18 protein-coding genes are annotated in these 25,101 nt (G+C 63.3%); 11 read left to right on the top strand and 7 right to left on the bottom strand.

Annotated features, from left to right (window positions below; translation table 11 throughout):
• Positions 1–66 precede the first annotated feature (66 nt).
• The 3 genes from AABA84_RS32605 (at position 67) to AABA84_RS32595 (ending at position 2,601) form a co-directional block, all read left to right on the top strand.
• Positions 67–1,014 (top strand): sugar-binding transcriptional regulator, encoded by a 948-nt coding sequence (locus AABA84_RS32605; RefSeq protein ID WP_338309367.1) that lies wholly within the window; start codon positions 67–69, stop codon positions 1,012–1,014.
• Positions 1,015–1,162: 148 nt separating this feature from the next.
• Entirely contained in the window at positions 1,163–2,182 is a 1,020-nt protein-coding gene (locus AABA84_RS32600) for a zinc-dependent alcohol dehydrogenase (protein ID WP_028145350.1), read from the top strand.
• Between the two features lie 41 nt (positions 2,183–2,223).
• Complete coding sequence (locus AABA84_RS32595; protein WP_038946233.1) at positions 2,224–2,601, top strand: NUDIX hydrolase; 378 nt, start codon at positions 2,224–2,226, stop codon at positions 2,599–2,601.
• A 7-nt stretch (positions 2,602–2,608) separates the two neighbouring features.
• On the opposite strand, the gene AABA84_RS32590 is transcribed toward AABA84_RS32595, so the two are convergent.
• From AABA84_RS32590 to lipA, 7 genes are all read right to left on the bottom strand, one after another.
• Positions 2,609–4,228 (bottom strand): inositol monophosphatase family protein, encoded by a 1,620-nt coding sequence (locus tag AABA84_RS32590; protein ID WP_338314183.1) that lies wholly within the window; start codon positions 4,226–4,228, stop codon positions 2,609–2,611.
• Between the two features lie 70 nt (positions 4,229–4,298).
• Positions 4,299–5,603 carry an ABC transporter substrate-binding protein gene (locus AABA84_RS32585; RefSeq protein ID WP_338314182.1) on the bottom strand — a complete coding sequence of 435 codons (1,305 nt, stop codon included), beginning with the start codon at positions 5,601–5,603 and terminating at the stop codon, positions 4,299–4,301.
• A gap of 28 nt (positions 5,604–5,631) precedes the next feature.
• Complete coding sequence (locus AABA84_RS32580; RefSeq protein WP_212246900.1) at positions 5,632–6,456, bottom strand: carbohydrate ABC transporter permease; 825 nt, start codon at positions 6,454–6,456, stop codon at positions 5,632–5,634.
• A 50-nt stretch (positions 6,457–6,506) separates the two neighbouring features.
• Positions 6,507–7,436 carry a carbohydrate ABC transporter permease gene (locus AABA84_RS32575; RefSeq protein ID WP_338314181.1) on the bottom strand — a complete coding sequence of 310 codons (930 nt, stop codon included), beginning with the start codon at positions 7,434–7,436 and terminating at the stop codon, positions 6,507–6,509.
• Positions 7,433–8,599: an ABC transporter ATP-binding protein gene (locus tag AABA84_RS32570; RefSeq protein ID WP_338314180.1), complete on the bottom strand. Its 1,167-nt coding sequence runs from the start codon at positions 8,597–8,599 to the stop codon at positions 7,433–7,435. Before AABA84_RS32570 ends, AABA84_RS32575 begins: the two co-directional genes overlap by 4 nt.
• Positions 8,600–8,605: 6 nt before the next feature.
• On the bottom strand, positions 8,606–9,430 hold the full coding sequence (locus tag AABA84_RS32565; protein ID WP_338314179.1) for a metallophosphoesterase family protein: 825 nt from the start codon (positions 9,428–9,430) through the stop codon (positions 8,606–8,608).
• Between the two features lie 873 nt (positions 9,431–10,303).
• On the bottom strand, positions 10,304–11,272 hold the full coding sequence (gene lipA, locus AABA84_RS32560) for a lipoyl synthase (protein WP_038946239.1): 969 nt from the start codon (positions 11,270–11,272) through the stop codon (positions 10,304–10,306).
• A gap of 632 nt (positions 11,273–11,904) precedes the next feature.
• Here lipA and aceE point away from each other — a divergent pair.
• From aceE to AABA84_RS32520, 8 genes are all read left to right on the top strand, one after another.
• Complete coding sequence (aceE, locus tag AABA84_RS32555) at positions 11,905–14,592, top strand: pyruvate dehydrogenase (acetyl-transferring), homodimeric type (RefSeq protein WP_445083433.1); 2,688 nt, start codon at positions 11,905–11,907, stop codon at positions 14,590–14,592.
• Between the two features lie 23 nt (positions 14,593–14,615).
• Positions 14,616–16,184, top strand: coding sequence for a dihydrolipoyllysine-residue acetyltransferase (locus tag AABA84_RS32550; protein WP_212246823.1), 1,569 nt, complete (start codon positions 14,616–14,618; stop codon positions 16,182–16,184).
• 18 nt (positions 16,185–16,202) lie between these two features.
• Positions 16,203–17,936: a dihydrolipoyl dehydrogenase gene (lpdA, locus tag AABA84_RS32545; protein WP_338314178.1), complete on the top strand. Its 1,734-nt coding sequence runs from the start codon at positions 16,203–16,205 to the stop codon at positions 17,934–17,936.
• Between the two features lie 42 nt (positions 17,937–17,978).
• Positions 17,979–19,322, top strand: a complete 1,344-nt coding sequence (locus AABA84_RS32540) for a dicarboxylate/amino acid:cation symporter (protein ID WP_028145339.1) — start codon at positions 17,979–17,981, stop codon at positions 19,320–19,322.
• Positions 19,323–19,368: 46 nt separating this feature from the next.
• A complete protein-coding gene (locus tag AABA84_RS32535; RefSeq protein ID WP_212246821.1) occupies positions 19,369–20,541 on the top strand; it encodes an acetyl-CoA C-acetyltransferase in 1,173 nt (390 codons plus the stop codon).
• A gap of 122 nt (positions 20,542–20,663) precedes the next feature.
• Positions 20,664–21,389: an acetoacetyl-CoA reductase gene (phbB, locus tag AABA84_RS32530; protein WP_212246819.1), complete on the top strand. Its 726-nt coding sequence runs from the start codon at positions 20,664–20,666 to the stop codon at positions 21,387–21,389.
• 47 nt (positions 21,390–21,436) lie between these two features.
• Entirely contained in the window at positions 21,437–23,713 is a 2,277-nt protein-coding gene (locus tag AABA84_RS32525; RefSeq protein ID WP_338314177.1) for an NADP-dependent malic enzyme, read from the top strand.
• A 50-nt stretch (positions 23,714–23,763) separates the two neighbouring features.
• Complete coding sequence (locus AABA84_RS32520; RefSeq protein ID WP_212246815.1) at positions 23,764–25,086, top strand: NAD(P)/FAD-dependent oxidoreductase; 1,323 nt, start codon at positions 23,764–23,766, stop codon at positions 25,084–25,086.
• Positions 25,087–25,101 lie beyond the last annotated feature (15 nt).

Raw genomic sequence — 25,101 nt, 5'->3', positions numbered from 1 at the left:
ACGAAAGATCGCCTCAAATGCTCCGACGTCTGACTGTGCCTTGGGGCCGCTGCGGGGGGCTGCGCCGTGACTGATCAAACCATCCTGCGGGTCGCTTGGCTCTACTACATGGAGAACCTGACCCAGGCCGAGATCGGCGAGCGGCTCGGGCTGACCCGCGCCCGCGTCAATCGCATGCTGTCGGATGCCCGGCAGACCGGTATCGTCAGCATCCGCCTCAACTCCGCCTTTGCGAGCTGCACGGAGCTGGAGCACCGCCTGCGCCGGGAATGCGGTCTGGAGGACGCGGTCGTCATCCCGAGCCCGGAGAATCCCGAGCAGGTCGGCAGCCTGATCGGGATGGCGGCGGGCGCGTATTTATCGAAATTCCTCGAACAGAAGCGGCCGCGCATCATCGGTATCGGATGGGGCGCGACCTTGCGTGAGACCATCCGTTACGTCACGCCGGCGGACTATCCCGAGCTCTCCATCGTCTCCATGATGGGGGGCCTGTCGCGTGGACTCGAGCTCAACACCTTCGAGATTGCGGGTGAGCTCGCGCACCGGCTGCACGCCCAGTGCAGCTATCTGGCCGCCCCGATCTTTGTCAGCAGCCGGCGCTCGCGCGACACCTTCCTGGCCCAGGAGGTCTATCAGGAGGTGCTGAACAGCGTTGAGAAGATCGATCTAGCGCTGTTGAGCATGGGAGATCTGACGCCGCGCTCGCTGCTGATGCGGCATGGGCTGCCGCCGGACGTTCGTGCCGAGCACCTGCGGGCGGCAGGCGCCGTCGGCGACGTCCTGGCGCAATTTCTCGACAAGACCGGCCGGCCCATAGATCACGGCATCAACAGCCGCGCCATTGCGCTGCCGCTCGAGAAGCTGGCGCGCGTGCCGACGTCGATGCTGATCGCCGGGGGGCTCAACAAGGCGCCGATCATCGCCGCGGTGCTGCGCGGGCGGATCGGCAAGGTGCTGGTGACGGACGAGAACACCGCCGTCGCCGCGCTGAAACTGATCGACAAGCAGAAATAGCCGTTTTCTCACAACGAAGAGGGATCCACGCCTTCGACACCGAGGGCGCGAGGCCCCGTGCGCGCCGAACGGCGCGCAAAAGCATTTGTCACTTAAGGATTACATATGTAATATGAGGGAGACAACTGCTCAGAAGGATGGCGTCGACATGCGCGCTGCGGTGCTCCAGGACATTCGTGACATCCGCGTCCTCGATATCCCCGAGCCGAAGCCGCTCGCGGAGGACGAACTCATCATCCGCGTCAAGGCTGTCGGCGTTTGCGGCAGCGATTTGCATTCCTATCTCGAGGGCGGAACAACTGGCCCGACCCAAGTCAGGCCGTTCGTCCTGGGCCATGAGTTCTCGGGTGTCCTCACGCCGGACTCGGCGCGAAAAGCGGGGTTCTCGGCCGACGCGTTGGTGGCGGTCGATCCTTCCATTCCCTGCGGCCGTTGCGAATGGTGTCACCGCGGTCACACCAATCTCTGCCCCAACGTGAAATTCCTTGGCTACGCGCCTCACAATGGCGCCATGGCCGAATTCGTCTGTGTGCCCCGATCCGCCGTGCATCTGGTGCCTGACAGCATCGACCCGGCCGGCGCGGCGATCCTGGAGACGCTTGGCGTCGCGATCCATGCGATGGATCTGGCGCGCCCGCGGCTTCTGGAAAGCGTGGCGGTGCTCGGCTGCGGGCCGGTGGGATTGCTGCTCGTGCAACTGGCGCGGCTTGCAGGTAGCGGAAAGATCATCGCGATCGACCCCGTCGAGCAGCGTACTGCACTGGCCTGTGATCTCGGGGCGGACGTGGCGTGCCGCAGCTACGCCGAGGTCGGGGACGCCACCGAAGGCCGCGGCGTCGATCTGGTGATCGAGGCAACCGACTCATCGCACGGCTTCGAGCATGCGGCGCGTTGCGCCCGCATCGGTGGCCGGGTCGTCCTCGTCGGCATCCCGGAGAATAATCAGTACGTCCTCAGCGGCGCGGAGTCGCGTCGAAAGGGCCTGTCGATCAAGTTTTCACGGCGCATGCCGGAAGTTTATCCGCGCGCCATCGCGCTTGCGCAAGGCGGGCAGGTCAAGCTGGCGCCGCTGGCCACGCATCGTTTCTCGCTCGACCAGACGCCTGCCGCGTTCGAGCAGCAGGTCGCGCGGCGCGACGGCATCATCAAGGCGATCATCTGCCCGTAGATTGAGCGCTCTCTCGCAGGTGCTCGGCAGGACTGGTGCCAATGGCGAAATCGTCGAAGCTGGTCGTCGCAAGAAAGGGACGCGTCCTGATGGTCAGGCGCAGGCGCGACGGGCTCTGGATGTTTCCCGGCGGCCGAAGGCGAGCAGGCGAGAGCGACAGGAGATGCCTTCGTCGCGAGATCAAGGAGGAGCTTCCCAAGCTGAAGCTCGGGCCGTTGAAACTATGGAAGGAAGTGAAGGCGAGAAAGAGCCGAACCGGCCGGCGGATGAGTGATGCGATCTTCCTGGCCAAGAAGGTGTCGGGGCGCCTGAAGGTCGGCGACAAGAAGGAGATCGATCGAGCGGTTTGGCGCAAGCCGCGCGGCGCCAGACTGACCCCGACGTCGCGCTACATCCGCGATAAGCTGTTTCCGAGATAAAACTCCGTCATCGCAGCGCCTGGCGCAGGAGAGTCAGCAGTTCCTCATGGATCAATCCGTTGGAGGCGATCTTGTCGAGATCGTCGTTGCTGCACGGACGCCCCGTCAGTGTCGTGACCTTCCCGCCGCCGGCCCACACCATCGGCAACGCGGCAGCGTGCGAAACGATGTCGGCTTTCAATGAGACAAAGCCGTCCAGGCGACCCGAGGCCACCATCGTCGTCTCGAAGGCGCCCGAGACGACGATACGCACGCCGCGCGCCACTTTGCCGAGCAGTTCGATTACACGCGTCGTCCGCTGGACTTCGTCGGGCGAGAAATGCGAGGTCAGAATCACCGAGACGACCGCATCTGACAGCGAACGCGTCGTGGAGACGCGGGCGGGCACGCCATCGATCGTTGCGCCTTCCCCCGCGAGATAGCGCGCAGTCAGTCCGATCTTGGGAGCGTTGATCAGGCCAAGTTTCGTCTCACCGTCGACCTCGTAGGCGACCGTCACGGAAAACCACGGCAGTCCCTGCGCGTAGTTGATCGTGCCGTCGAGCGGATCGATGATCCAGCGCGCCGCATTGTCCCCTTGGCTCGCGCCGCTCTCCTCGGCCAGGATGCCGGCATCCGGCGTCAGCGCCTTCAAGCCCGCGACGACGATCGCCTCGGAGGCAAGATCCGCCTCGGTGACGATATCGAGCCCGTCCTTGCGCTCTGTGCGTAGCGGCGTGGATTGCATCGCGACCAGCCTGGCTGCAGCCTCAGCAACGACGGCCTCTGCGCGCCATAGCAGCGTCGGAAGGCTCTTGCGCTCCTCGGTTCCCGGATCGTCCCGATCGGGCGCGATGTCGAACGGACGACCAAAGTCTCCGATCGGGACGAGATGGCTGCTGATGCCCATGTCCGGCCGCCAACAGTGCAAGGCAAATCCCGGCGGCTCCTTGATGAAGCGGTTACCACGACCTGGCCGCAGGTCGAGCGCGACCTGGTGCGCCGTGCTCGGCGCCACATAGCCCACGGTCCCTGCGTAGCGCACCGTGATCGAGCGGTGATAGTGACCGCACAGCACACGTTCGGTGTCCGGATGGTCCTTGATGATTGCGTTGAGCGCTGTAGCGTCACTGATACCCAGCTCGTCCATTCCGTCGGCTCCGACGAGGAACGGCGGATGATGAATGATAATGACCGTCGGCTTGCTGGGGCCTTCCGCGAGCACTTCGCGCAGCCATTGTTGCCGCGCCGCGCAGAAGGTCCCGTGGATCTGCCCGACCTCGACGCTGTCGAGGAAAATCAGCCGGACAGGGAACTCATCCACGACAAAGTTGATGAAGCCGTCGGACGGAAGATAGCGGTGGCGTGGTCGCAGCGACCGTATGAACTGCTCGCGCCGGTCGTGGTTGCCGGGGATGACGAATACCGGCATCGGCAGCCTTGCCAGGCCGGCGGCGACAATCTCGTATTCCTCCTCGAGCCCGCAGTCGGTCAGATCGCCGCTGACCACGACGCAGTCGGGTTGCGGACCGAGGTTCAGCACGGCGTCGATCGCGTCGTGAAACATCGCGTTGGTATCGATGTCTCCGTAAGCTCTCCTGCCATGCGGACGCACATGGAAATCGCTCAGCTGGGCAATGATGAACACGGGAGTCCTGTTCCGGGGAGAAGGGCCTTTAACAGCGCTTGGTCACCTGCTGTGGCCGGCTGTCCGTTGCTTACGAACTCTTCATCAAGGCGTTGCTTTCCTTGACCATGCGATCGAGCCCGGCCTCGGCGGTCGTCTCGCCGCGCATGACGGCATGGATGATCTCGCGCTGCGTGCGCCAGATCTTCACGGACTGTCCGCCCGGATAGCCCTGCCATGGCTTCGCGCGCTCGATCTGCTGCGACACGGTGCGGAAGTTCGGGTTCTTGTCGTAAAACGGAGCCAGGAAGTCGGGCCCCGAGGCGCGCAAATTGGTCGGCATGTAGCCCGTAGTCTCCACCACGATTTTCTGCGCTTCAGGTCCGCTCACGAATTTCAGGAACTCCCAGGCGGCCCGCTGCTTCGCCGGATCTTTCGCCGTGATGATTGCCGCGTTGCCGCCGGTGGGCAGCCCACCTTTCTGCTTGTCGTCGATCGGGAAGGTGCAGGTGCGCAAGGTGAACTTGTCGCCGATCAGATCCGTGACCTGGCGCAACCGGGCCGGCGTGTCGGCGAAGATGCCGATTTTCCCGGCGATGAACTGCTGGCGCGAGGAGTCCCAATCGATCAGCGGCATCTTGGCATCGGCCACGAACCGCCGGCAGTGGACCAGAGCCTTCAGCCCGGCATCCTTGCCGAAACCGGCAGTGGTTTCCGACGCGTCGAGCATCTGCCCGCCACCTTGCAGGATCAGGGAACGGAACAGCCAGTCGTCGGGCCAGTCATGGATGTTATAGGCTATGCCGGCGACATCGGATCCCTTGCTCTTGATGTTGACGGCGAGCGCGATCATGTCCGTCCAGTTGTCGGGCATCCTGTCCGGATCGCCGCCCGCCTCCTTCACGAGCTGCGTGTTGAAATAGATGACCGGCAGCGACACATTGAATGCGAGGCCGTAGATCTTGCCGTCGACCGCCCCGAGGGCCAGGATTCCGTCGGAATAGTTGGCCTTGCGCCAGGCGGCGTCCTCCTTCTGCAGCAGCGAGGCGACCTCGGTGATCTGGTTGCGTTTCACCAGCGTGCGCACGAGCTCGGCGAGGAGGTGATAACCCGAATAGTAGACGTCGGGCAGCTGGTTGGTGACGGCCTGCCGCAGCATAGTCTGATGACCTTCGTCATAGCTCGCCGCCGGCGCCCGGAACTGGATCTTGATGCCCGACTGCCGCTTCATGAACTCCTGGGCGATCGGCTCATGGAATTTCGCGAAGGCAGGAAAGGCATAAAGGACATCCAGCGTAACGTCCTGCGCGTGGGCAGATCGCGTCAGGAGCGGGCTTGAAAGCGCGGTCGTCCCAACGGCCGCGGCGCTTTTCAGGAGGTCTCGGCGATGCAGCATGACGGTGTCTCCCTAGCGGTTGTTGAAGTCATTTGATTCCGGTCATCGTGATGCCGGCAAGGAAATGCCGCCGCGCGATCAGGAACGCGAAGACCAGCGGCGCCGTGATGATGGTGGCGCCGGCGGCGAGCGCCCCGTAATTCGAGCCCAACTCGGAATCGGCGAAATACATCATGCCGAGCGGCGGCGTCGCGAGCTTGGTGTCGGAGACGACGATGAGCGGCCAATACAGGTCGTTCCAGTGCGCCACGACAGAGAAGATCGAAAACGCCGCGATCGCCGGCCATGCGCTCGGCACGACGATGCGCCACACGATTTCGAACTCACCGACGCCGTCGAGCCGCGCGGCCTGGATGATCTCATCCGGATAGGACTTGAAGAACTGGCGGAACAGGAAAATCGCGAACACCGACAGGAAGAAGGGCATCATCATCGAGAGGTAGGTGTTGAGGATGCCGAGTTCGGCGAACGCGATGTAGAGCGGGAGCGAGGGCGCCTGGACCGGAATGCAGAGTCCGAGCAGGACCAGCGAAAACAGGATCGGCCGTCCCGGAAACTTCAGCTTGGCGAGCGCATAGGCGCAGGGAATCGCGACCAGCAGCTGGACGACGAGGATTCCGCCGCAGACGATGAGTCCGTTGAGCAGAAAACGCAGCAGTGGCGCGGTGCTCAGGGCAGATTCGAAATTCTGCCATCCGTAGAACTGGCGCGGCCAGAGCCGGAACGTCGCCTCGAAGATCTCGCCCGGCGGCTTGATCGCGCTCGTCAGCATGAAAACGAACGGCAGCAGCATGAAGACGGCGCCGCCGATCAGCACCGCATGGACGAGCGCAAGCGACACGAGGCGCCGCATCCGGATCGCCACCGGCGTCGGCGGGCGAGTGATCGTGGCCGATGTGCGCTTCAATAGTGCACCCGTTGGTCGAGGATGAAGGTCTGCAGCACCGAGAACACGAGGGTGAACGCCAGGAAGACCAGCGTGAGCGTCGCCGCATAGCTCATGTGGAAGTACTGAAACCCCTCCAGATAGATGGCATACAGCAGCACCTCGGATGCGCCTCCGGGGCCTCCACGCGTCATCACCGCAACCGTGTCGAAGATCTTGAAGGCGGTGATGAAGGTCGTCACGGTCACGAACATCGTCGTCGGACCGAGCATCGGCCACGTCACTTTCAGGAAGCGGTCAATGGGGTGGCTCGCGCCATCGATATCGACGGCTTCGTAGAGATCGCGGGGAATAGCCGAGAGGCCGGCGAGAAACAGCACCATGTTGAAGCCGACGAGCTGCCAGATGCCGATCGCGGCGAGCGTCGGGATGACGAGGCGCGGCTCGCTCAGGAAAGCTGTCTCCGCGAACCCCAGTCCCTTGAGCGCCTGATTGATGAGCCCCAGGGTCTGGTGCAGCAGGAACTGCCACATCGTGGCCATTGCGATGAGCGTCGAGGTGACGGGGAGAAAATAGATAACCTCATAGAGGCTGCGCGTGCGCTTGCGCTGGTGGATCAGGAGTGCGACCAGCAGCGAGATCAGGACGCCGCCGGGCACGACAATCGCCACGTAGAGCAGGGTATTGGTCACCGAGCGACGAATCACGGGATCCTGCAGCGCCGCGCCGAAGTTTTTGAAGCCGACGAACGAGAAGTCGAGCGCACCCAGCTCGTAGTTGGTGAAACTCAGGAAGGCGAGAGCAGCCAGCGGCGCCAGATTCGTCAGGACCAGCAGGATGAAGGCCGGCGCGGCAAAGCCCAAGCCCGCGAACCGCTCGACCCATCGCTGGCGGCCGGCTGGCGGCGCCGCGTCGAGCGGAGTGATTTGAACCGCGACCGTGGTCATCGGACCTCGCTCGCGCGGCGCAGGTCTCGACCGGCTGCATTGCGGCTTTCCACCTCGATGCGTTGACCGTTGTGGTCGAACACGTGACAATCCCTTGGCTCGAAGGCTAGCGGGACTTCGCCCTCGGGGATCGGGATGCTGTTGTCGACCCGGCAGAGCACCGCCACTTCCGGGGAGCCCGCGAGATCGAAGTGAAGGATGCTTTCCGAGCCCAGATTCTCGCGGCGACGGAGCCTGCACGTGACGGCGCACGGTCCGCCTCCGATCCGCATCGCTTCCGGACGCACGCCGACCGTCAGTTCCGGCGCCGGCGCGTTGCGAACATCGATCGGCAGCGTCCGGCCGAGCAGCTCGACCTGACCGCTGGGCCCCACATGGGCCTGAAATAGATTGATCGCCGGACTGCCAATGAACTGCGCGACCGCGGTCGTGGCGGGCCGTTCATAGACATCGGCGGGGGTGCCAAGCTGGAGTATGTCGCCGTGATCCATCACGGCAAGGCGATCAGACATCGTCATCGCCTCGATCTGGTCGTGTGTCACGTAGATCATCGTGACGCCGAGACGCGCGTGCAGCTCGGTCAGCTCGCCGCGCATGTGCACGCGCAGCTTGGCGTCGAGGTTCGACAAGGGCTCGTCCATCAGGAAGGCCTGCGGATGACGCACCATTGCGCGGCCGAGCGCGACGCGCTGCCGTTGACCGCCCGAAAGCTGTCCGGGGCGGCGGTGAAAGAAGGTGTCGATTCGAAGCTGCTCCGCGACGGCCCGCACCTCGCGCGCGATCTCGTCCATGACGCGCCTGCGGCGGAGCGACAAATGACGCATCAAGGGCAGGCGCTCGAACAGGTTGAGGCGCGTCATGGTGAGCGGCAGCGCTATGTTGTCGAACACCGACATGTGGGGATAGAGCGCGTAATTCTGGAACACCATGGCGATTCTGCGCTCGTGAGGCCGCATATGGTCGACCGAAGTCCCGCCGATCGACACCGAACCGCGGTCCTGCGATTCGAGGCCGGCGATGATGCGCAGGAGCGTCGACTTGCCACAGCCGGAGGGGCCAACCAGCGTCAGAAATTCGCCGTCCGCAATATCGAGGTCGATGTCGTTGAGGACGGATGTGTCGCCGAAAGCCTTATGGATGCCGCGCAATGTGAGGCCGGCCATCGCAGATCACGCCTCAGCATCGCGCGGTGGATAGACTTCGTGCACGACGTCGTCGATCCAGTAATCGGTGAGGCCGGGCACCGGACGAATGCTCACGTCGATATTTTCGCCGTCGATGTCGTAGACCACCGCCCCAAGCCGTGCAGCGCCGCCCATCGGCGGCGCCAGTTTCTCACCGACCAGAAAGCCGGCCGCCGGCCCCCAAATGTAGTGCGTGCCGTTCAGCCGGATTTCGTGCCAGCGATGCAGATGTCCACTGGCCACGATCTCCACCTGGTAGCGTTGTAGCAGATCGAGAAGGGCGCGGCGCGGCTCCGGCTTGACCGACCAGTAACCGGTGTCGGCCTCGGTCGGTGACTCGATGAACAGCGGCCGGTGGGTGAACCAGGCAAGGCGACGCCCCGCTGCATCGGCCATCGCGGCCTCGAGCCATTCGGTCTGCCGCGCCTCTTCGTGGCCGCCGCCGAAGATCATTGAATTGAGGCCGATCAGGCGCCAACCGTCCACATCGCGTAGCCAGCGGTCGTCGCCGAAGTGGCGGCGAAAGCGATCGAGCCGCTCGCCATTTACCGGCTGATGCGGATTGCCGACCTCGCCGACGTCATGATTTCCCGGAACCGCCACGACAGGGACGCCGAGCGAGGCCAGTTGGGTCGCGCAATATGCTGCGTCGGTTTCCTGATCGGCTGCATCGACCGTCACGTCGCCGGTATGTATGACGAGATCTGGCTTATGCTGCGCGATCCAACGGGCAAGTGGCGCCCAGTTCGCGTCGAAGTGCTGCTTGCTCGGGCTGAGATGCGTATCGGAAATCTGAATAACTCGGACCATGGCGCCTCTGCTTTGGGTCGCGTGTCATGCCGTGCGTTGGGCGCGCAGCGGTCTGTCGCTCGAATCGAATGCGCTGCCCCGCGCCGCGCGGAGTGGTCATTGTAGTCGTGAGATCTGAAGCTTCCGGCGCCCTCCCTAGCTGACGATGCCGCTTAAGCCGCTTGTGTCATCTCAATCAACTATACATATGATCTGTCATTGTGACAAATGTAATTCACACAAGACAAGCGGATCATGCGCGGATGTGAGCAATCGGGTGCGTCGTCTGACCAGGGGACGGAAACTTCGGTCTGCGCGGTCGCGATTGAATGGCGCAGCGTCTGCGCAACCTGGATTCACCTGACCGACCGACATGATCGAAGCCGATATCTCCAAGCTGAGTGCTCGAGGGCCTTTGATGCGTGTCCTATGAGTGGCGTGTGCCCTCTCGCTGAGCGTTTGCGTGACGCGTTCACCGGGACTCCGAAGACGCGATTTCCACTTCCAATTCGTGCATATGTGGTTCTAGAACAGCCAGGTTGCGGAAGCTTCGTCACACCAGATTTCTTAATCGTTCCAATCACATCAAGGGTCGGGCAGAGGCGGAATATCTCAGTAAAATTAACGGGTTAGATCGGAAGTTTTCCATGGCCCCGATGATGATTGGAGCGAGAGTTCTAGTTTTTCAATCGGTTAGGAAGCGGCGTGCGCACTACGTGTGCACCGGGAGATCAAAGAAAATCTCGAGAGCGCCAACGGACTCCATCCGTTTGAGAGCACGACGAGCGTATATTGCCTGCCAATCCGCTCAGCCTGAGCTACGGCTGTGAATCTGAGCGTCGGTTTGCGCTAGGTGTTGGTTTGTGGAGAAGCGCGATCGAGCCGCATAGATAGCTAAATGCTTCGGCGCTCGCGCAGCTTGCGGAAGTCGTCACCGGCGTGGTGTGAGGATCGCGTCAGTGGCGTGGCCGAGACCATGAGAAATCCCTTGGCATAGGCGGTCTTCCGATAGGCCTCGAATTCATCAGGGGGCACGAAGCGCATCACGGCATGGTGCTTGCGCGTCGGCTGGAGATACTGGCCGATGGTCAGGAAATCGACGTCGGCGGAACGCAGATCGTCCATCAACTGCAGCACCTCGCTGCGGTCCTCGCCGAGGCCGACCATGATTCCCGATTTGGTGAAGATGCGCGGGTCGAGCTCCTTCACGCGTTGCAGGAGTCGGACCGAATGGAAATAGCGCGCACCTGGGCGCACCGCGAGATATTTTGACGGCACCGTTTCCAGATTGTGATTGAGCACGTCTGGCCTTGCGGCAACGACCGTCTCGAGTGCGCCGTGCTTGCGCAGGAAATCAGGCGTGAGGATTTCAATTGAGGTCGCCGGGCTCATTGCGCGGATCGCCGCAATTGTGGCTGCGAAATGGGCGGCCCCGCCGTCGGCGAGGTCGTCGCGATCGACCGAGGTCACGACCACATGCTCGAGCCCAAGCTTGGCGACGGCGTCGGCGACCTTGCCGGGCTCGTCGGCATCGAGTGGGTCGGGCAGGCCGGTGCGCACGTTGCAGAACGCGCAGGCGCGCGTGCAGGTGTCACCCATAATCATGAAGGTCGCGTGCTTCTTCGCCCAGCACTCGCCGATGTTGGGACAGCCGGCTTCCTCGCAGACGGTCACGAGCTTGTTTTCGCGCACGATACGTCGCGTCTCGGTCCATTGGGCGGAGCCGGGGGCTTTCACGCGGATCCATGCGGGCTTTTTTTGTAGCGGCGTGTCCGGGCGGTTGACCTTTTCGGGATGGCGCGGCCGATCGGTCCGCAGCTTCGTTCGCGGATCGTCGTTGAGGAAATCAAGTAGCACCGTCATGCGCCCACCCCTTGCGATGTGCGAGAGCCGAACATGGCGGCGGCTCCGCTCAGATTGGGCGACACGTTCCGTCTTGCGCGAGCCGTGGCGCGACAACAACGCCGTCCCGTGCGCGGTCGCCGACATTCATCTATCACGGTGAAGCACGTCAACATGATTTGTAGTCCCGCGTTGATTCACGCGGTGACCGGGCGCGCTGCCTTGCGCGGGCACTTTCGATCCCGACGTGCAAGGCCGGCTACCGGCATTGCGCGCGGCATTCGGAACCCTCCATCTGCTGATCCGAAATTTCGGGCGATGCTCTAGCCGGTTTTCCGGAGCTTCAGACGGATCGAGCCCGGATGCATAGGCGGGGGCTTCGACCCGCCCGGTAAAACCGAGCAAGTTGAACGACATCGAGGCGAATGCCGTTCTTTTCGCTGTCTGGCATGAATGCTGCTTAAGCATCTGCCAAAAGAAGCGACAGCTTCAGAACATGCAGCGCGAGGGGACGTTCAGATGCCAGCCAACGCACAACCCATCACCTGAAACGACCGGGACATCACCCGATCGGCATTGCGCGTGTCCGCATGAATGCGGACCGCAATGAACGTTGGCACGCGACTGCGGCTTGGCATGCAATGGAGAAGGTAATGACGATCGCGGACGCTCACGATCAGGACCCGCAGGAAACCCGGGAATGGCTCGATGCCCTGTCGGCGGTCCGGGGGCACCGCGGCAACGAACGCGCGGAGTTCGTCGTCAATACGATGCTCGACGCCGCGCGACGCGGTGGCCTTCAGATCGAGCAGTCGCTGACGACACCCTATTGCAACACGATCCCGCTGGAGCAGCAGCCGGCGCTGCCGGGCGACCGCGCGATCGAGCACAAGCTTCGCTCCATCATTCGCTGGAATGCGCTGGCGATAATTCTGCGCGCCAACAAGGAGAGCTCGGAGCTCGGTGGCCACATCGCCAGCTTCCAGTCTGCCGCCACGCTCTACGACATCGGTTTCGGCCATTTCTGGCACGCACCGACCGAGACCCATGGCGGCGACCTGATCTTCGTGCAGGGGCACTGTTCCCCCGGCATCTATGCGCGCGCCTTCCTTGAGGGGCGACTGAGCGAGGAGCAGCTCCTCAGCTTCAGGCAGGAGACCAGCGGCAAGGGTTTGTCGAGCTATCCGCATCCCTGGCTGATGCCGGACTTCTGGCAGTTCCCGACGGTGTCGATGGGGCTGGGGCCGTTGATGGCGATTTATCAGGCGCGGTTCTTGAAATATCTCGAGAACCGCAAGCTGGCCGAGACGTCCAACCGGAAGGTCTGGGCGTTCATGGGCGACGGCGAAACCGACGAGCCGGAATCGCTCGGCGCGATCTCGCTCGCCGGCCGCGAGAACCTCGACAATTTGATCTTCGTCATCAACTGCAATCTCCAGCGGCTAGACGGGCCCGTCCGCGGCAACGGCAAGATCGTGCAAGAGCTCGAAAGTGTTTTCCGCGGTGCGGGCTGGAACGTCATCAAGGTGCTATGGGGCTCGGGTTGGGACCGCCTGCTGGAGAAGGACAAGAGTGGGCTGCTGCTAAGGCTCATGGAAGAATGCGTCGACGGCGAATACCAGGACTTCAAGAGCAAGAGCGGCGCCTACATTCGCGAACACTTCTTTGGCAAGTACGAGGAAACCAAGCAACTCGTCTCTGACATGAGCGACGACGAGATCTGGCAGCTTGCGCGCGGCGGCCACGATCCCGAGAAGGTTTTTGCCGCCTACACCGCGGCCGTGAACCACAAGGGCCAGCCCACGGTCATTCTGCCGAAGACCGTCAAGGGCTACGGCATGGGCGAGTCCGGCGAGGGCCAGATGATCGCCCATCAGGCGAAGAAGATGACGCAAGACGCGCTGCGCGGCTTTCGTGACCGTTTCCAGGTGCCGGTCGCCGACGCGGACCTGGCCAAGGTGCCCTTCCTCCGGCTGCCGGAAGATGGTCCGGAGATGAAGTATTTCCGGGCGCAGCGCGAAAAGCTCGGCGGCTACCTACCGCAACGCCGGCGGAAATCCGCGTTCTTGCAAATTCCGCCGCTCTCGACGTTCCAGCGGCTGCTCGAAAACACCGGCGAGCGCGAGATCTCGACGACGATGGCCTTCGTGCAGTTGCTCGGTGCGCTCGTGCGCGACAAGGTGATCGGCAAGCACATCGTGCCGATCGTACCGGACGAATCCCGCACCTTCGGCATGGAGGGCATGTTCCGGCAACTCGGCATCTACTCGTCGGTCGGCCAGCTTTACAGGCCGCAGGACGCCGATCAGCTGATGTACTACCGCGAAGACAAGAGCGGACAGGTCTTCCAGGAGGGAATCAACGAGGGCGGCGCGATGTCGAGCTGGATCGTTGCGGCGACGTCCTACTCGACGAACAACGTGCCGATGATCCCGTTCTACATCTACTACTCGATGTTCGGCTTGCAGCGCGTCGGCGATCTCGCCTGGCTTGCGGGCGACATGCGGGCCCGCGGCTTCCTGCTCGGCGGCACCGCCGGCCGGACTACGCTGAACGGCGAGGGATTGCAGCACGAGGACGGCCACAGCCACGTGCTCGCCGCGACCATCCCGAACTGCATCTCCTACGATCCGACCTTCGCCTATGAGGTCGTGACGATCGTCCGCGAAGGCATGCGCCGGATGTACGAGGCGCAGGAGGACGTCTACTACTACCTCACCCTGATGAACGAGAACTATCCGCATCCCGCGCTTGCCGATGCAGGCGAAGGGGCGGAGGAGGGGATTCTCAAGGGGCTCTATCTCCTGAAGAACGGAGGCGAGACCGCGAAGAAGGGCCTCCGCGTCCAGCTTGTCGGGTCGGGCACGATCCTGCGCGAGGTGATCGCGGCCGCCGATTTGCTCAAGGCAGACTTCGGCGTGACCGCTGACGTCTGGAGCGCAACCAGCTTCAACGAGCTACGCCGCGATGGCATGGCGGCGGAGCGCTGGAACCTGCTGCATCCGACCGAGCCGCGTTGCGAGAGCTGGGTGGAATCGCAGCTCAAGGGACATCCAGGGCCGGTCGTGGCCTCCACCGACTACATGCGCAACTACCCCGACCAGATCCGGGAATATGTCCAGGCGGCCGGGCGTCGCTACGTCGTGCTCGGCACCGACGGGTTCGGCCGCAGCGACTACCGCGTGAAGCTTAGAAAGTTCTTCGAGGTCGACCGGCACTACGTCGCGGTCGCGGCGCTCAAGGCGCTCGCCGATGAGGGGACGATCAAGCCCGCAATCGTGGCCGAGGCCATCGCCAAATATCAAATCGATGCCGGGCGCGCTGCGCCTTGGACTGTTTGAGCCAGGGAGCCGAGGGCAGAGCGATGAGTGGTCTGATCGACATCAAAGTTCCGGATATCGGCGAGTTCAAGGACGTCCCGGTGATCGAAGTATTCGTCAAGCCGGGCGACAAGGTGAAGGCGGAGGACCCGCTGGTTGCGCTGGAATCCGACAAGGCAACCATGGAAGTGCCGTCGCCGCGCGATGGCGTGGTGAAGGCCGTGGTCGTCAAGGTTGGCGACGAGGTCAGCGAAGGCGTGGTGATCGTGCAGTTCGAGGGCGCGGGCGCCGAGCAGGTCGAGACTCGCCCCGTCGTCAGCGCACCGCCGTCGCCGGTTAGCGCGCCGGCCGGTGTCGCCGAGGTGCGCGTTCCGGATATCGGCGACTTCAAGGACGTTCCGGTCATTGAAATCTTCGTCAAGCCCGGCGACAGCGTCAAGGCTGAGGATCCGCTGATCGCGCTTGAATCCGACAAGGCGACGATGGAAGTGCCGGCGCCCCTCTCGGGGACCGTGCGCGAGATCAAGGTCAAGACCGGCGACAAGGTCAGCGAGGGCGCGATCATTCTCGTGCTCGCGACCAGCGATGCGTCCACGACGGCCGCCTCTGCGGCGCCTGCGCCTGCAGCAGTGTCGTCGGCGCCCGCAGCGGCTCCCGTGGCGCAAGTCGGCGGGGTCGACGAAAGGGCCTTCGCGCTCGCCTATGCCGGACCGGCGGTGCGCAAGCTGGCACGCGAGATGGGTGTCGATCTCGGCAAGGTCAAAGGCTCCGGTAATCACGGCCGTATCGTTCGCGAAGACGTCGAGGCCGTTGCCAAGGGCGGGGCGTCCGCCGCCAAGCCGCAGGCTGCGCCCGCAAGCGGGGGCGGTGTCGGCGGCATCGATCTGCTGCCCTGGCCCAAGATCGATTTCGCAAAATTTGGCCCGGTCGAGCGCAAGGAGCTCGGTCGCATCAAGAAGATTTCGGCAGCCAATCTGCATCGCAACTGGGTCGTCATCCCGCATGTCACGACCCATGACGAGGCCGACATCACCGAGCTCGAGCAGTTCCGGGTCAAGATGAACAAGGAGCTGGAGAAGAGCGGCGTGAAGCTCTCGCTGCTGCCGTTCATGGTGAAGGCAGCCGTCGCGGCGCTGAAGAAGTTTCCGGAATTCAATGCCAGCCTCGACGGCGACACGTTGGTCTACAAGAACTACTGGCACGTCGGCTTTGCCGCCGACACGCCGAACGGCCTGATGGTGCCCGTCATCCGCGATGCCGACAAGAAATCGGTGCCTGACATCGCCAATGAGATGAACGCGCTCGCCAAGCTTGCGCGCGAAGGCAAGATCAAGCCAGACCAGATGCAGGGCGGCACCTTCTCGATCTCCTCGCTCGGCGGCATCGGCGGCATCTACTTCACGCCGATCATCAACGCGCCGGAAGTCGCGATCATGGGCGTGTGCAAGGGATACTGGAAGCAGCATTCGCCTGACGGCAAGACCTGGACGTCACGCCTGACCTTGCCGCTGTCGCTGTCGTGGGACCACCGCGTCATCGACGGTGCGGCGGCCGCACGTTTCAACGTCTATTTCGCCAGCGTGCTCGCCGATTTGCGGCGCGTGCTGTTCTGAGATCGGGAGTAGGGCAGCATGGCTCAGCAGGTCGAAGTGAAGGTGCCTGATATCGGCGACTTCAAGGACGTCGCGGTGATAGAAGTCATGGTCAAGCCCGGTGAGACCGTCGCGGTCGACACCAGCCTGATCATGGTCGAGTCCGACAAGGCGTCGATGGAGATTCCGTCCTCGCATGCCGGCGTTGTCAGGGAGGTCAGGGTCAAGGTCGGCGACAAGGTCAGCGAAGGGGCCGTCATCCTCATGCTGGAAGCCGCGGGCGCTGCGGCCACGCCGCCGCCTGCCCCCGCCGCCGCGGCACCGGCAGCGACTCCTGTCGCGGCATTCCATTCCGGCAAGGCGGATATGGAATGCGACATGCTGGTGCTCGGCGCCGGTCCCGGCGGCTACTCCGCCGCCTTCCGAGCCGCCGATCTCGGCATGAAGACCGTGTTGGTCGAGCGTTACGACACGCTCGGCGGCGTCTGCCTCAATGTTGGGTGCATTCCGAGCAAGGCGCTGCTGCATACGGCGTCCGTCATCGACGAGGTCAAACACCTCCCGGACCACGGAATCTCCTTTGGCGCGCCGCAGATCGATCTCGGCAAGCTGCGTGCGTTCAAGGACGGCGTGATCAAGAAGCTGACCGGCGGCCTTGCCGGAATGGCAAAGGCCCGCAAGGTCGAGGTCGTGACCGGCGTCGGCGCCTTCCTCGACCCGCACCATCTCGAGGTTACCTCGGCAGGCGGCAAGAAGACGATCAAGTTCGCCAAGGCCATCATCGCCGCCGGCAGCCAGGCCGTGAAGCTGCCGTTCCTGCCCGAGGATCCGCGCATCGTCGACTCGACCGGCGCCCTGCTGCTGACATCGATCCCGAAGCGCATGCTGGTGATCGGCGGCGGCATCATCGGGCTGGAGATGGCGACGGTCTATTCGACACTCGGCGCACGCATCGACGTGGTCGAGATGCTCGACGGCCTGATGCAGGGCGCTGACCGCGACCTGGTCAAGGTCTGGGACAAGATGAACGCGCGTCGCTTCGACAAGGTGATGCTGAAGACCAGGACGGTCGGTGGGAAGGCCACCGAGGCCGGGATTGAGGTCTCCTTCGAGGGCGAGCAGGCGCCGTCGGCGCCCCAACTCTATGACCTGGTTCTGGTCGCGGTCGGCCGCAGCCCGAACGGCAAGAAGATCGGCGCCGAGAAGGCGGGTGTCGCGGTGACCGATCGCGGATTCATCGACGTCGACAGGCAGATGCGGACCAACGTGGCGCATATTCTCGCGATCGGCGACATCGTCGGGCAGCCGATGCTGGCCCATAAAGCCGTGCATGAAGGTCATGTGGCCGCGGAAGTCGCCCATGGCGAAAAATCCTATTTCGACGCGCGGCAGATTCCGTCCGTGGCCTACACTGATCCCGAAGTCGCCTGGGCCGGCAAGACGGAGGATCAGTGCAAGGCCGAAGGCATCAAGTTCGGCAAGGCGGTTTTCCACTGGGCAGCCTCCGGCCGCGCCATCGCCAACGGTCGCGACGAGGGTTTCACAAAGCTTCTGTTCGACACGGCGACGCAACGCGTTATCGGCGGCGGCATCGTCGGCACACATGCGGGCGATCTGATCAGCGAGGTCTGTCTCGCGATCGAGATGGGCTGCGAGCCCGCGGATATCGGCAAGACCATTCATCCGCATCCGACGCTCGGCGAGTCCATCGGCATGGCGGCGGAGGTCTTTGAGGGCCACTGCACCGATCTGCCGCCGCAGAAGAAAAAGTAGGACTGCCCGCGCGGAACGCAGCGAAATGAGGGAGGAGACATAATGTCTGGAGCGACCAGTGCGACGGTCGATAAGAAGGCCGTGACGCAGAAGAAGCCATTTTACCGGGTGCTCTACGTTCAGGTGCTCGCAGCTATCGTGCTCGGCATTATCGTCGGTTGGGTCTCGCCCGAACTCGGCAAGAACGAGTGGATCAAGGCGATGGGCGACGGCTTCGTCAAGCTCATCAAGATGGTGATTGCGCCCATCATCTTCTGTACCGTCGTCTCCGGCATCGCCCATATCTCCGAAGTCAAGAAGGTCGGTCGGGTCGCGATCAAGGCGCTGATCTATTTCGAGATCGTGTCGACGCTTGCACTGGCACTCGGCTTGATCGTCGGCAATGTGGTGCAGCCTGGAGCAGGCTTTCAGGGTCAATCCAACGCCGCTGCTGTCGCGGGTTACGCCAAGCAGGCGAGCGAAATGAGGTCGATCGATTTCGTCCTGCACGTCATCCCGGACACGGTCGTGGGAGCGTTTGCGCAGGGAGAAATCCTGCAGGTCCTGCTGTTTGCAATCCTGTTCGGCTTTGCGCTGATGGGGCTCGGCGAGCGCGCCCATACCGTGCGGGCGTTCATCGATGACGTGGCTCACGCGATGTTCGGCGTCATCTCGATCATTGTTAAGGCGGCCCCGATCGGTGCGTTCGGTGCGATGGCCTATACGATCGGGCGGTATGGTCCGCAGGCATTGGGCAATCTCGCTGGGCTTATCGCAACCTTCTATGTCACTGCGCTCCTGTTCGTCTTTGTGGTCCTTGGTCTGATCGCCCGCTTCGCCGGATTCTCGATCTTCAAGTTCCTCCGATATCTGAAGGATGAATTGCTGATCGTGCTTGGCACGTCGTCCTCGGAGAGCGCGCTTCCGCAGATGATGGAGAAGCTCGAGCGCCTCGGCTGCTCCAAGCCGGTCGTTGGCCTCGTCGTGCCGACCGGCTACTCCTTCAATCTGGACGGCACCAACATCTACATGACGCTGGCGACGCTGTTCATCGCCCAGGCGATGAACGTGCAGCTCAGTTTCGGCGAGCAGTTGACGATTCTCGTCGTTGCCATGCTCACCTCGAAGGGCGCATCGGGGATCACGGGTGCCGGCTTCATTACGCTGGCCGGCACGCTCGCCGCCGTCAGGCCGGAGCTGCTTCCCGGCATGGCGATCGTGCTCGGTATCGACAAGTTCATGAGCGAATGCCGCGCTCTGACCAATCTCTGCGGCAACGGTGTTGCCTGCGTGGTGGTGGCCTGGTGGGAGGGCGAGCTCGATCGCGAGAAGCTGCGTGTCGGTCTCGAGCGCGACATCGATCCGACAGACTTCGAGACCGCCGTGGCAGAGGGCAGGGGCATCTAGCGATTGGATTGCGAGAGATTTAACAGACAGACAAGAGGAAATGGTCATGACTGATGTGGTGATTGTGTCCGCCGCGCGAACGCCGGTCGGCTCCTTCAACGGTGCACTTGGATCGCTGACCGCGCACGAGCTCGGAGCCGTCGCGATCAAGGGTGCCCTCGAACGCGCGAAGGTCTCGCCTGAAGATGTCGACGAGGTCATCCTGGGCCAGGTGCTGTCCGGCGGTGAGGGGCAGAATCCGGCGCGGCAGGCCGCTATGGCGGCCGGCATTCCGCAGGAGAAGACAGCGTGGGGCATGAACCAGCTCTGCGGCTCGGGTCTGCGGTCGGTGGCGCTTGGGCTGCAGCAGATCGCCAATGGCGACGCAAAGGTCATCGTTGCCGGCGGCATGGAGTCGATGTCGATGGCGCCGCATCTGTCGCATATGCGTGGCGGCACCAAGATGGGTGACGTCAAATTCGTCGATTCCATGCTGAAGGACGGCCTGATGGACGCCTTCCACGGCTACCACATGGGCGTCACGGCGGAGAACATCGCCGCCAAATGGCAGATCACCCGCGAGGAGCAGGACGCTTTCGCCACCCGCTCGCAGAACAAGGCCGAGGACGCGCAAAAGGGCGGCCGGTTCAAGGACGAGATCGTTCCCGTCACCGTCAAGACCAGGAAGGGCGACGTTGTCGTCGACCAGGACGAGTATATCCGTGCCGGCACGACGCAGGATGCTCTCGCCAAACTTAAGCCCGCCTTCAACAAGGAAGGCTCGGTGACTGCGGGCAACGCCTCGGGCCTCAACGACGGCGCGGCCGCGCTGGTGTTGATGAGCGCGGAGGAAGCCAGCAAGCGCGGCCTGACGCCGCTCGCAAAAATCGTCTCTTGGGCGACCGCCGGCGTCGACCCGGCGGTAATGGGTTCGGGGCCAATCCCGGCCTCGCGCAAGGCACTGGAAAAGGCCGGCTGGAAGGTCGGGGATCTCGATCTCGTCGAAGCCAACGAGGCCTTCGCGGCCCAGGCCATCGCCGTCAACAAGGACATGGGTTGGGATCCCTCGATCGTGAACGTGAACGGCGGTGCCATCGCCATCGGTCATCCGATCGGTGCGTCTGGCGCCCGCGTGCTGACGACGCTGCTGTTCGAGATGCAGAAGCGGGGTGCGAAGAAGGGGCTTGCAACGTTGTGCATCGGGGGTGGCATGGGCGTCGCCCTGACGGTCGAACGGTAGCAGAGAACACCGGCCATAAGCGCCGGAGCAGAATGAACGCGGACGGCACCACACCATCCGCGAACGACAGCGGCTGGCCGTGCGCCGGCAGAAGAATAACCGATCAGGATCAGGAGGAAATCATGTCCAGAGTTGCGGTGGTGACCGGCGGAACGCGCGGCATCGGCGAGGCGATCTCGGTCGCACTCAAGGCGGCCGGCTACAAGGTGGCGGCGAGTTATGCCGGTAACGACGAGGCAGCTGCGAAGTTCAAGAGTCAGACCGGCATCAACGTCTACAAATGGGACGTCTCGAACTACGAGGCCTGCGTCGCCGGCTTGAAACAGGTCGAGGCCGACCTGGGGCCGGTCGATGTGCTGGTCAACAACGCCGGCATCACCAAGGACGGCATGTTCCACAAGATGACGCCGGAGCAATGGTACGCGGTCATCAACACCAATCTGAACTCGCTGTTCAACATGACGCGGCCGGTGTGGGAAGGCATGCGCGAGCGCAAGTTCGGTCGCGTGATCTGCATCTCCTCGATTAACGGCCAGAAGGGCCAGATGGGCCAGGTCAACTACTCCGCTGCCAAGGCCGGCGACATCGGCTTCGTGAAGGCGTTGGCCCAGGAGGGCGCCCGCGCCGGCATCACCGTCAACACGATCTGCCCCGGCTATATCGCCACCGAGATGGTCAAGGCGATCAGTCCGGAGATCGTGGCCAAGAACATTCTGCCCCAGATTCCGGTCGGCCGTCTGGGTGAACCGCAGGAGATCGCGCGCGCGGTGGTGTTTCTCGCCTCCGACGATGCCGGCTTCATCACGGGATCGACGATATCGGCGAATGGCGGCCAGCACATGATCTGAGGCCGCATGCCGGCCTCCCGAACCGAAGAATCAAGTCGAGGAACACGATGGACCAGGATCTCAGGGAAGCCGCACTCGAATATCATCGCCTGCCGACGCCGGGGAAGATCTCCGTGGTGCCGACCAAGGCGATGGCCACCCAGCGCGATCTGGCGCTGGCGTATTCACCTGGTGTGGCCGAGCCCTGCCTGGTCATCGCCGAGGATCCGTTGCAAGCGGACGTGTTGACGGCCCGCAGCAACCTCGTCGCCGTCGTCACCAACGGCACCGCCGTGCTCGGACTCGGCAATATCGGCGCGCTGGCCGGAAAACCGGTCATGGAGGGCAAGGCGTGTCTGTTCAAGAAGTTCGCAGGCATCGACGTGTTCGACATCGAACTCGCCGAGGAGAATCCCGATGCGCTGATCGAGACGATCGCGCGGATGGAGCCGACCTTCGGCGGCATCAACCTCGAGGACATCAAGGCGCCGGAATGCTTCTACATCGAGAAGAAGCTCCGCGAACGGATGAAGATACCCGTCTTCCACGATGATCAGCACGGCACCGCGATCATCGCTGCAGCCGCGATCCTCAACGGGCTGAAGCTGGTCAACAAGGACATCGCCGAGGTCAAGCTGGTCTGCTCCGGCGCGGGTGCTGCGGCGCTCGCCTGCCTCGATCTCATCGTGAGCCTTGGATTGCGCCGCGATCGCATCATCGTGACCGACGCCAAGGGTGTCGTGTATGCCGGCCGTACCGAAAGCATGGACGACAACAAGGCGCGCTATGCCGTGAAGACGGATGCGCGGAAGCTGGACGATATCATCCAGGATGCGGACATCTTCCTCGGACTGTCGGCCGGCAAGGTGCTGACATCAGACCTGGTCAAGAAGATGGCCCGCGATCCCCTGATCTTCGCGATGGCCAATCCGGTTCCGGAGATCATGCCGGAAGACGCGCTGGCGGTTCGTCCCGATGCGATCATCGGCACGGGGCGTTCGGACTATCCCAACCAGATCAACAACGTCCTGTGCTTCCCGTTCATCTTCCGTGGCGCGCTCGATTGCGGTGCGACCACCATCAACGAGGAGATGAAGCTTGCGACGGTCCGCGCACTCGCAGACCTCGCCATGGCCGAGGTTCCTGAGGTGGTCGCAACCGCCTACAAGGGCGAGGACCTTCGCTTCGGGCGCAACTATCTCATTCCAAAGCCGTTCGATCCACGTCTCATCGAGATGATTGCGCCGGCGGTGGCAAAGGCGGCCGCCGATACCGGTGTTGCAAGGCGTCCGATCGCCGATATGGACGCTTATCGGCAGAGGCTGAGCCGTTTTGTCTACCAGTCCGGCAATGCGATGCAGCCGGTGTTTTCGGTGGCGAAGGGGAGCGGAAAATCCCTCGTTCTGGCCGAAGGCGAGGATGAGCGCGTGCTGCGGGCAGCACAGGTGATCGCTGACGAGCGGATCGCGAAGCCGTTGTTGCTCGGCCGGCCAGCCACCATCGAACAGCAGATCAAGGCTTTCGGTCTCCGGCTCAGGCCCGGCCAGGACTGCGAGATCATCGATCCGCACGATGCGCAGGTCTATTCCAAATGCGCTGACGTGTATCATGCGCGCAGGAGGCGCGATGGCGTATCGGCGGCCCTCGCGCTGTCGGAGACGCGGAGCAATGCGACGGTGCTGGCGTCGATCCTGCTCGAGCGCGGGATCGGCGATGCGATGCTTTGCGGAGTGATCGGGCGAACCGCCGATCACCTGGCGGCGATCAAGAACGTGATCGGAACGCGGGACGACGTGCGGACGCTCGCCGTAATGCAAATGCTCATTCTCCCGCAGCATCAGCTGTTCATCTGCGACACGCATTGCAATCTCAATCCGACTGCCGAGCAGGTTGCCGACATCGCGCTGCTGGCGGCCGCCGAAGTCAGGCGATTTGGCATCACGCCTCGAGTGGCGCTGTTGTCGCATTCAAGCTTCGGCAGCTCGGCGGTGCCGGAGGCGCACAAGATGCGGGAGGCGCGCGCGATCATCCGCGCGCGCTCGCCCGATCTGACCGTGGAAGGCGAGATGCGCGGCGACGCGGCGCTGTCGCAGTCGGTGCGTGACCACGAGTTTCCCGATTCCGGTTTCGTCGGTCCGGCGAACGTGCTGGTGATGCCCAATCTGGACGCGGCCAACATCTCGTACAATCTTTTGCGGATGGCTGCGGGGCAGGGGCTGACGGTCGGCGGCATTTTGCTCGGCGCGGCCAAGCCCGCCCACATTCTCACGCCATCCTCGACCGTCCGCCGCATCGTGAACATGGCTGCCGTCGCAGCCGCGGATGCGGTGTCCGAGAGAGCCTGATCGGAAGGACACGATTGGGCGGACTATGAACGCGATCGGGCGAGGCCATCATGAGTGAGGCGCAATCGGGAAAGCTCCGGATCGTGATCGTCGGAGGCGGGGCGGGAGGATTGGAACTCGCGACCCGCCTCGGCGACAAATATGGCCGCAAGGGCAAGCTCGACGTCACGCTGATCGAGCGCAACCGCACGCATGTCTGGAAGCCGAAGCTGCACGAGATCGCGGCCGGCAGCATGGATATCGGTGCCCACGAGGTCGACTATCTCGCGCAATCCTACTGGCACGGGTTTCGTTACCGGATCGGCGAGATGATCGGGATCGACCGGGAGCGGCGTCAAGTGCTGGTGGCGCCCTATCTCGATGGCGAAGGGCGCGAGGTGACGCCGAAGCGGAGCTTCGACTACGATATCCTCGTCATGGCTATTGGCAGCCAGAACAACGATTTTGGCACGCCGGGCGTCGTGGACCACGCGATCAAGCTCGAATCGCAGGTCGATGCCAAGCGGTTCCACGAACGCATGGTCAATGCCTGCATCCGCGCCCATGCCCAATCGTCAGCGCTCGGTGAACATCAGTTGAAGGTCGCGATCATCGGCGCCGGTGCGACCGGTGTCGAGCTTGCGGCGGAATTGCACCGGACGACGCGCGAAGTGGTGGCATACGGCCTCGATCAGGTCGATCCGCAGAAGGACATCAGGATCACGCTGATTGAAGCGGCGGATCGGGTGCTTCCCGCATTGCCGGAACGCGTCTCGAAGGAGACGGAGAAACTGCTGCTCAGGCTGGGTGTCAATCTGCTGGTCGGCGCCAAGGTGTCCGTAGTCGGGTCCGACCGCGTCAGCCTGACGGACGGGCGAACCATTCCCGCCGAACTGATCGTCTGGGCCGCGGGCGTCAAGGCGCCCGATTTCCTGAAGGACATTGCCGGGCTCGAAACCAACCGCATCAACCAGCTGGTGGTGCGGCCCACGTTGCAGACCACGCGCGACGACAACATTTTTGCCATCGGCGACTGCTCGGCCTGCTCATGGGGCGAGCGGGGCAATGTGCCGCCGCGCGCACAGGCGGCCCATCAGCAGGCCTCGCATCTCTCTTCCCAGATCCCGCGGCATCTGCGAGGCGAAGCGCTGAAGGACTACCGCTACAGGGACTTCGGATCCCTGGTCTCGCTCGGCGAGTTCAGCACGGTCGGCTCGATGATGGGGGCGCTGGTGGGCGGCAGCCTGGTCTTCGAGGGGCTGTTCGCGCGGATGATGTACCTGTCGCTCTACAAGATGCACGAATACGCCCTGCATGGTCCGGCCAAGGTGGCGCTCGACACGCTGGCTCGCCTGATCACCCGGCGGACCGAGCCGCACGTCAAGCTTCATTGATTGCGGTCGCGAAGG

The sequence above is a fragment of the Bradyrhizobium sp. TM239 genome, assembly GCF_036247985.1.
Classification (GTDB): domain Bacteria; phylum Pseudomonadota; class Alphaproteobacteria; order Rhizobiales; family Xanthobacteraceae; genus Bradyrhizobium; species Bradyrhizobium ottawaense.
This window is presented reverse-complemented; position numbering and strand designations above follow the sequence as displayed.

What these genes read in the sequence shown, in the direction of transcription:
- AABA84_RS32600 (WP_028145350.1), top strand. Translation starts at nt 1,163, where the DNA reads ATGCGCGCTGCGGTGCTCCAGGACATTCGTGACATCCGCGTCCTCGAT.
- AABA84_RS32595 (WP_038946233.1), top strand. Translation starts at nt 2,224, where the DNA reads ATGGCGAAATCGTCGAAGCTGGTCGTCGCAAGAAAGGGACGCGTCCTG.
- AABA84_RS32585 (WP_338314182.1), bottom strand. Translation starts at nt 5,603, where the DNA reads ATGCTGCATCGCCGAGACCTCCTGAAAAGCGCCGCGGCCGTTGGGACG.
- AABA84_RS32580 (WP_212246900.1), bottom strand. Translation starts at nt 6,456, where the DNA reads ATGCGGCGCCTCGTGTCGCTTGCGCTCGTCCATGCGGTGCTGATCGGC.
- AABA84_RS32575 (WP_338314181.1), bottom strand. Translation starts at nt 7,436, where the DNA reads ATGACCACGGTCGCGGTTCAAATCACTCCGCTCGACGCGGCGCCGCCA.
- AABA84_RS32570 (WP_338314180.1), bottom strand. Translation starts at nt 8,599, where the DNA reads ATGGCCGGCCTCACATTGCGCGGCATCCATAAGGCTTTCGGCGACACA.
- AABA84_RS32565 (WP_338314179.1), bottom strand. Translation starts at nt 9,430, where the DNA reads ATGGTCCGAGTTATTCAGATTTCCGATACGCATCTCAGCCCGAGCAAG.
- lipA (WP_038946239.1), bottom strand. Translation starts at nt 11,272, where the DNA reads ATGACGGTGCTACTTGATTTCCTCAACGACGATCCGCGAACGAAGCTG.
- aceE (WP_445083433.1), top strand. Translation starts at nt 11,905, where the DNA reads ATGACGATCGCGGACGCTCACGATCAGGACCCGCAGGAAACCCGGGAA.
- AABA84_RS32550 (WP_212246823.1), top strand. Translation starts at nt 14,616, where the DNA reads ATGAGTGGTCTGATCGACATCAAAGTTCCGGATATCGGCGAGTTCAAG.
- lpdA (WP_338314178.1), top strand. Translation starts at nt 16,203, where the DNA reads ATGGCTCAGCAGGTCGAAGTGAAGGTGCCTGATATCGGCGACTTCAAG.
- AABA84_RS32540 (WP_028145339.1), top strand. Translation starts at nt 17,979, where the DNA reads ATGTCTGGAGCGACCAGTGCGACGGTCGATAAGAAGGCCGTGACGCAG.
- AABA84_RS32535 (WP_212246821.1), top strand. Translation starts at nt 19,369, where the DNA reads ATGACTGATGTGGTGATTGTGTCCGCCGCGCGAACGCCGGTCGGCTCC.
- phbB (WP_212246819.1), top strand. Translation starts at nt 20,664, where the DNA reads ATGTCCAGAGTTGCGGTGGTGACCGGCGGAACGCGCGGCATCGGCGAG.
- AABA84_RS32525 (WP_338314177.1), top strand. Translation starts at nt 21,437, where the DNA reads ATGGACCAGGATCTCAGGGAAGCCGCACTCGAATATCATCGCCTGCCG.
- AABA84_RS32520 (WP_212246815.1), top strand. Translation starts at nt 23,764, where the DNA reads ATGAGTGAGGCGCAATCGGGAAAGCTCCGGATCGTGATCGTCGGAGGC.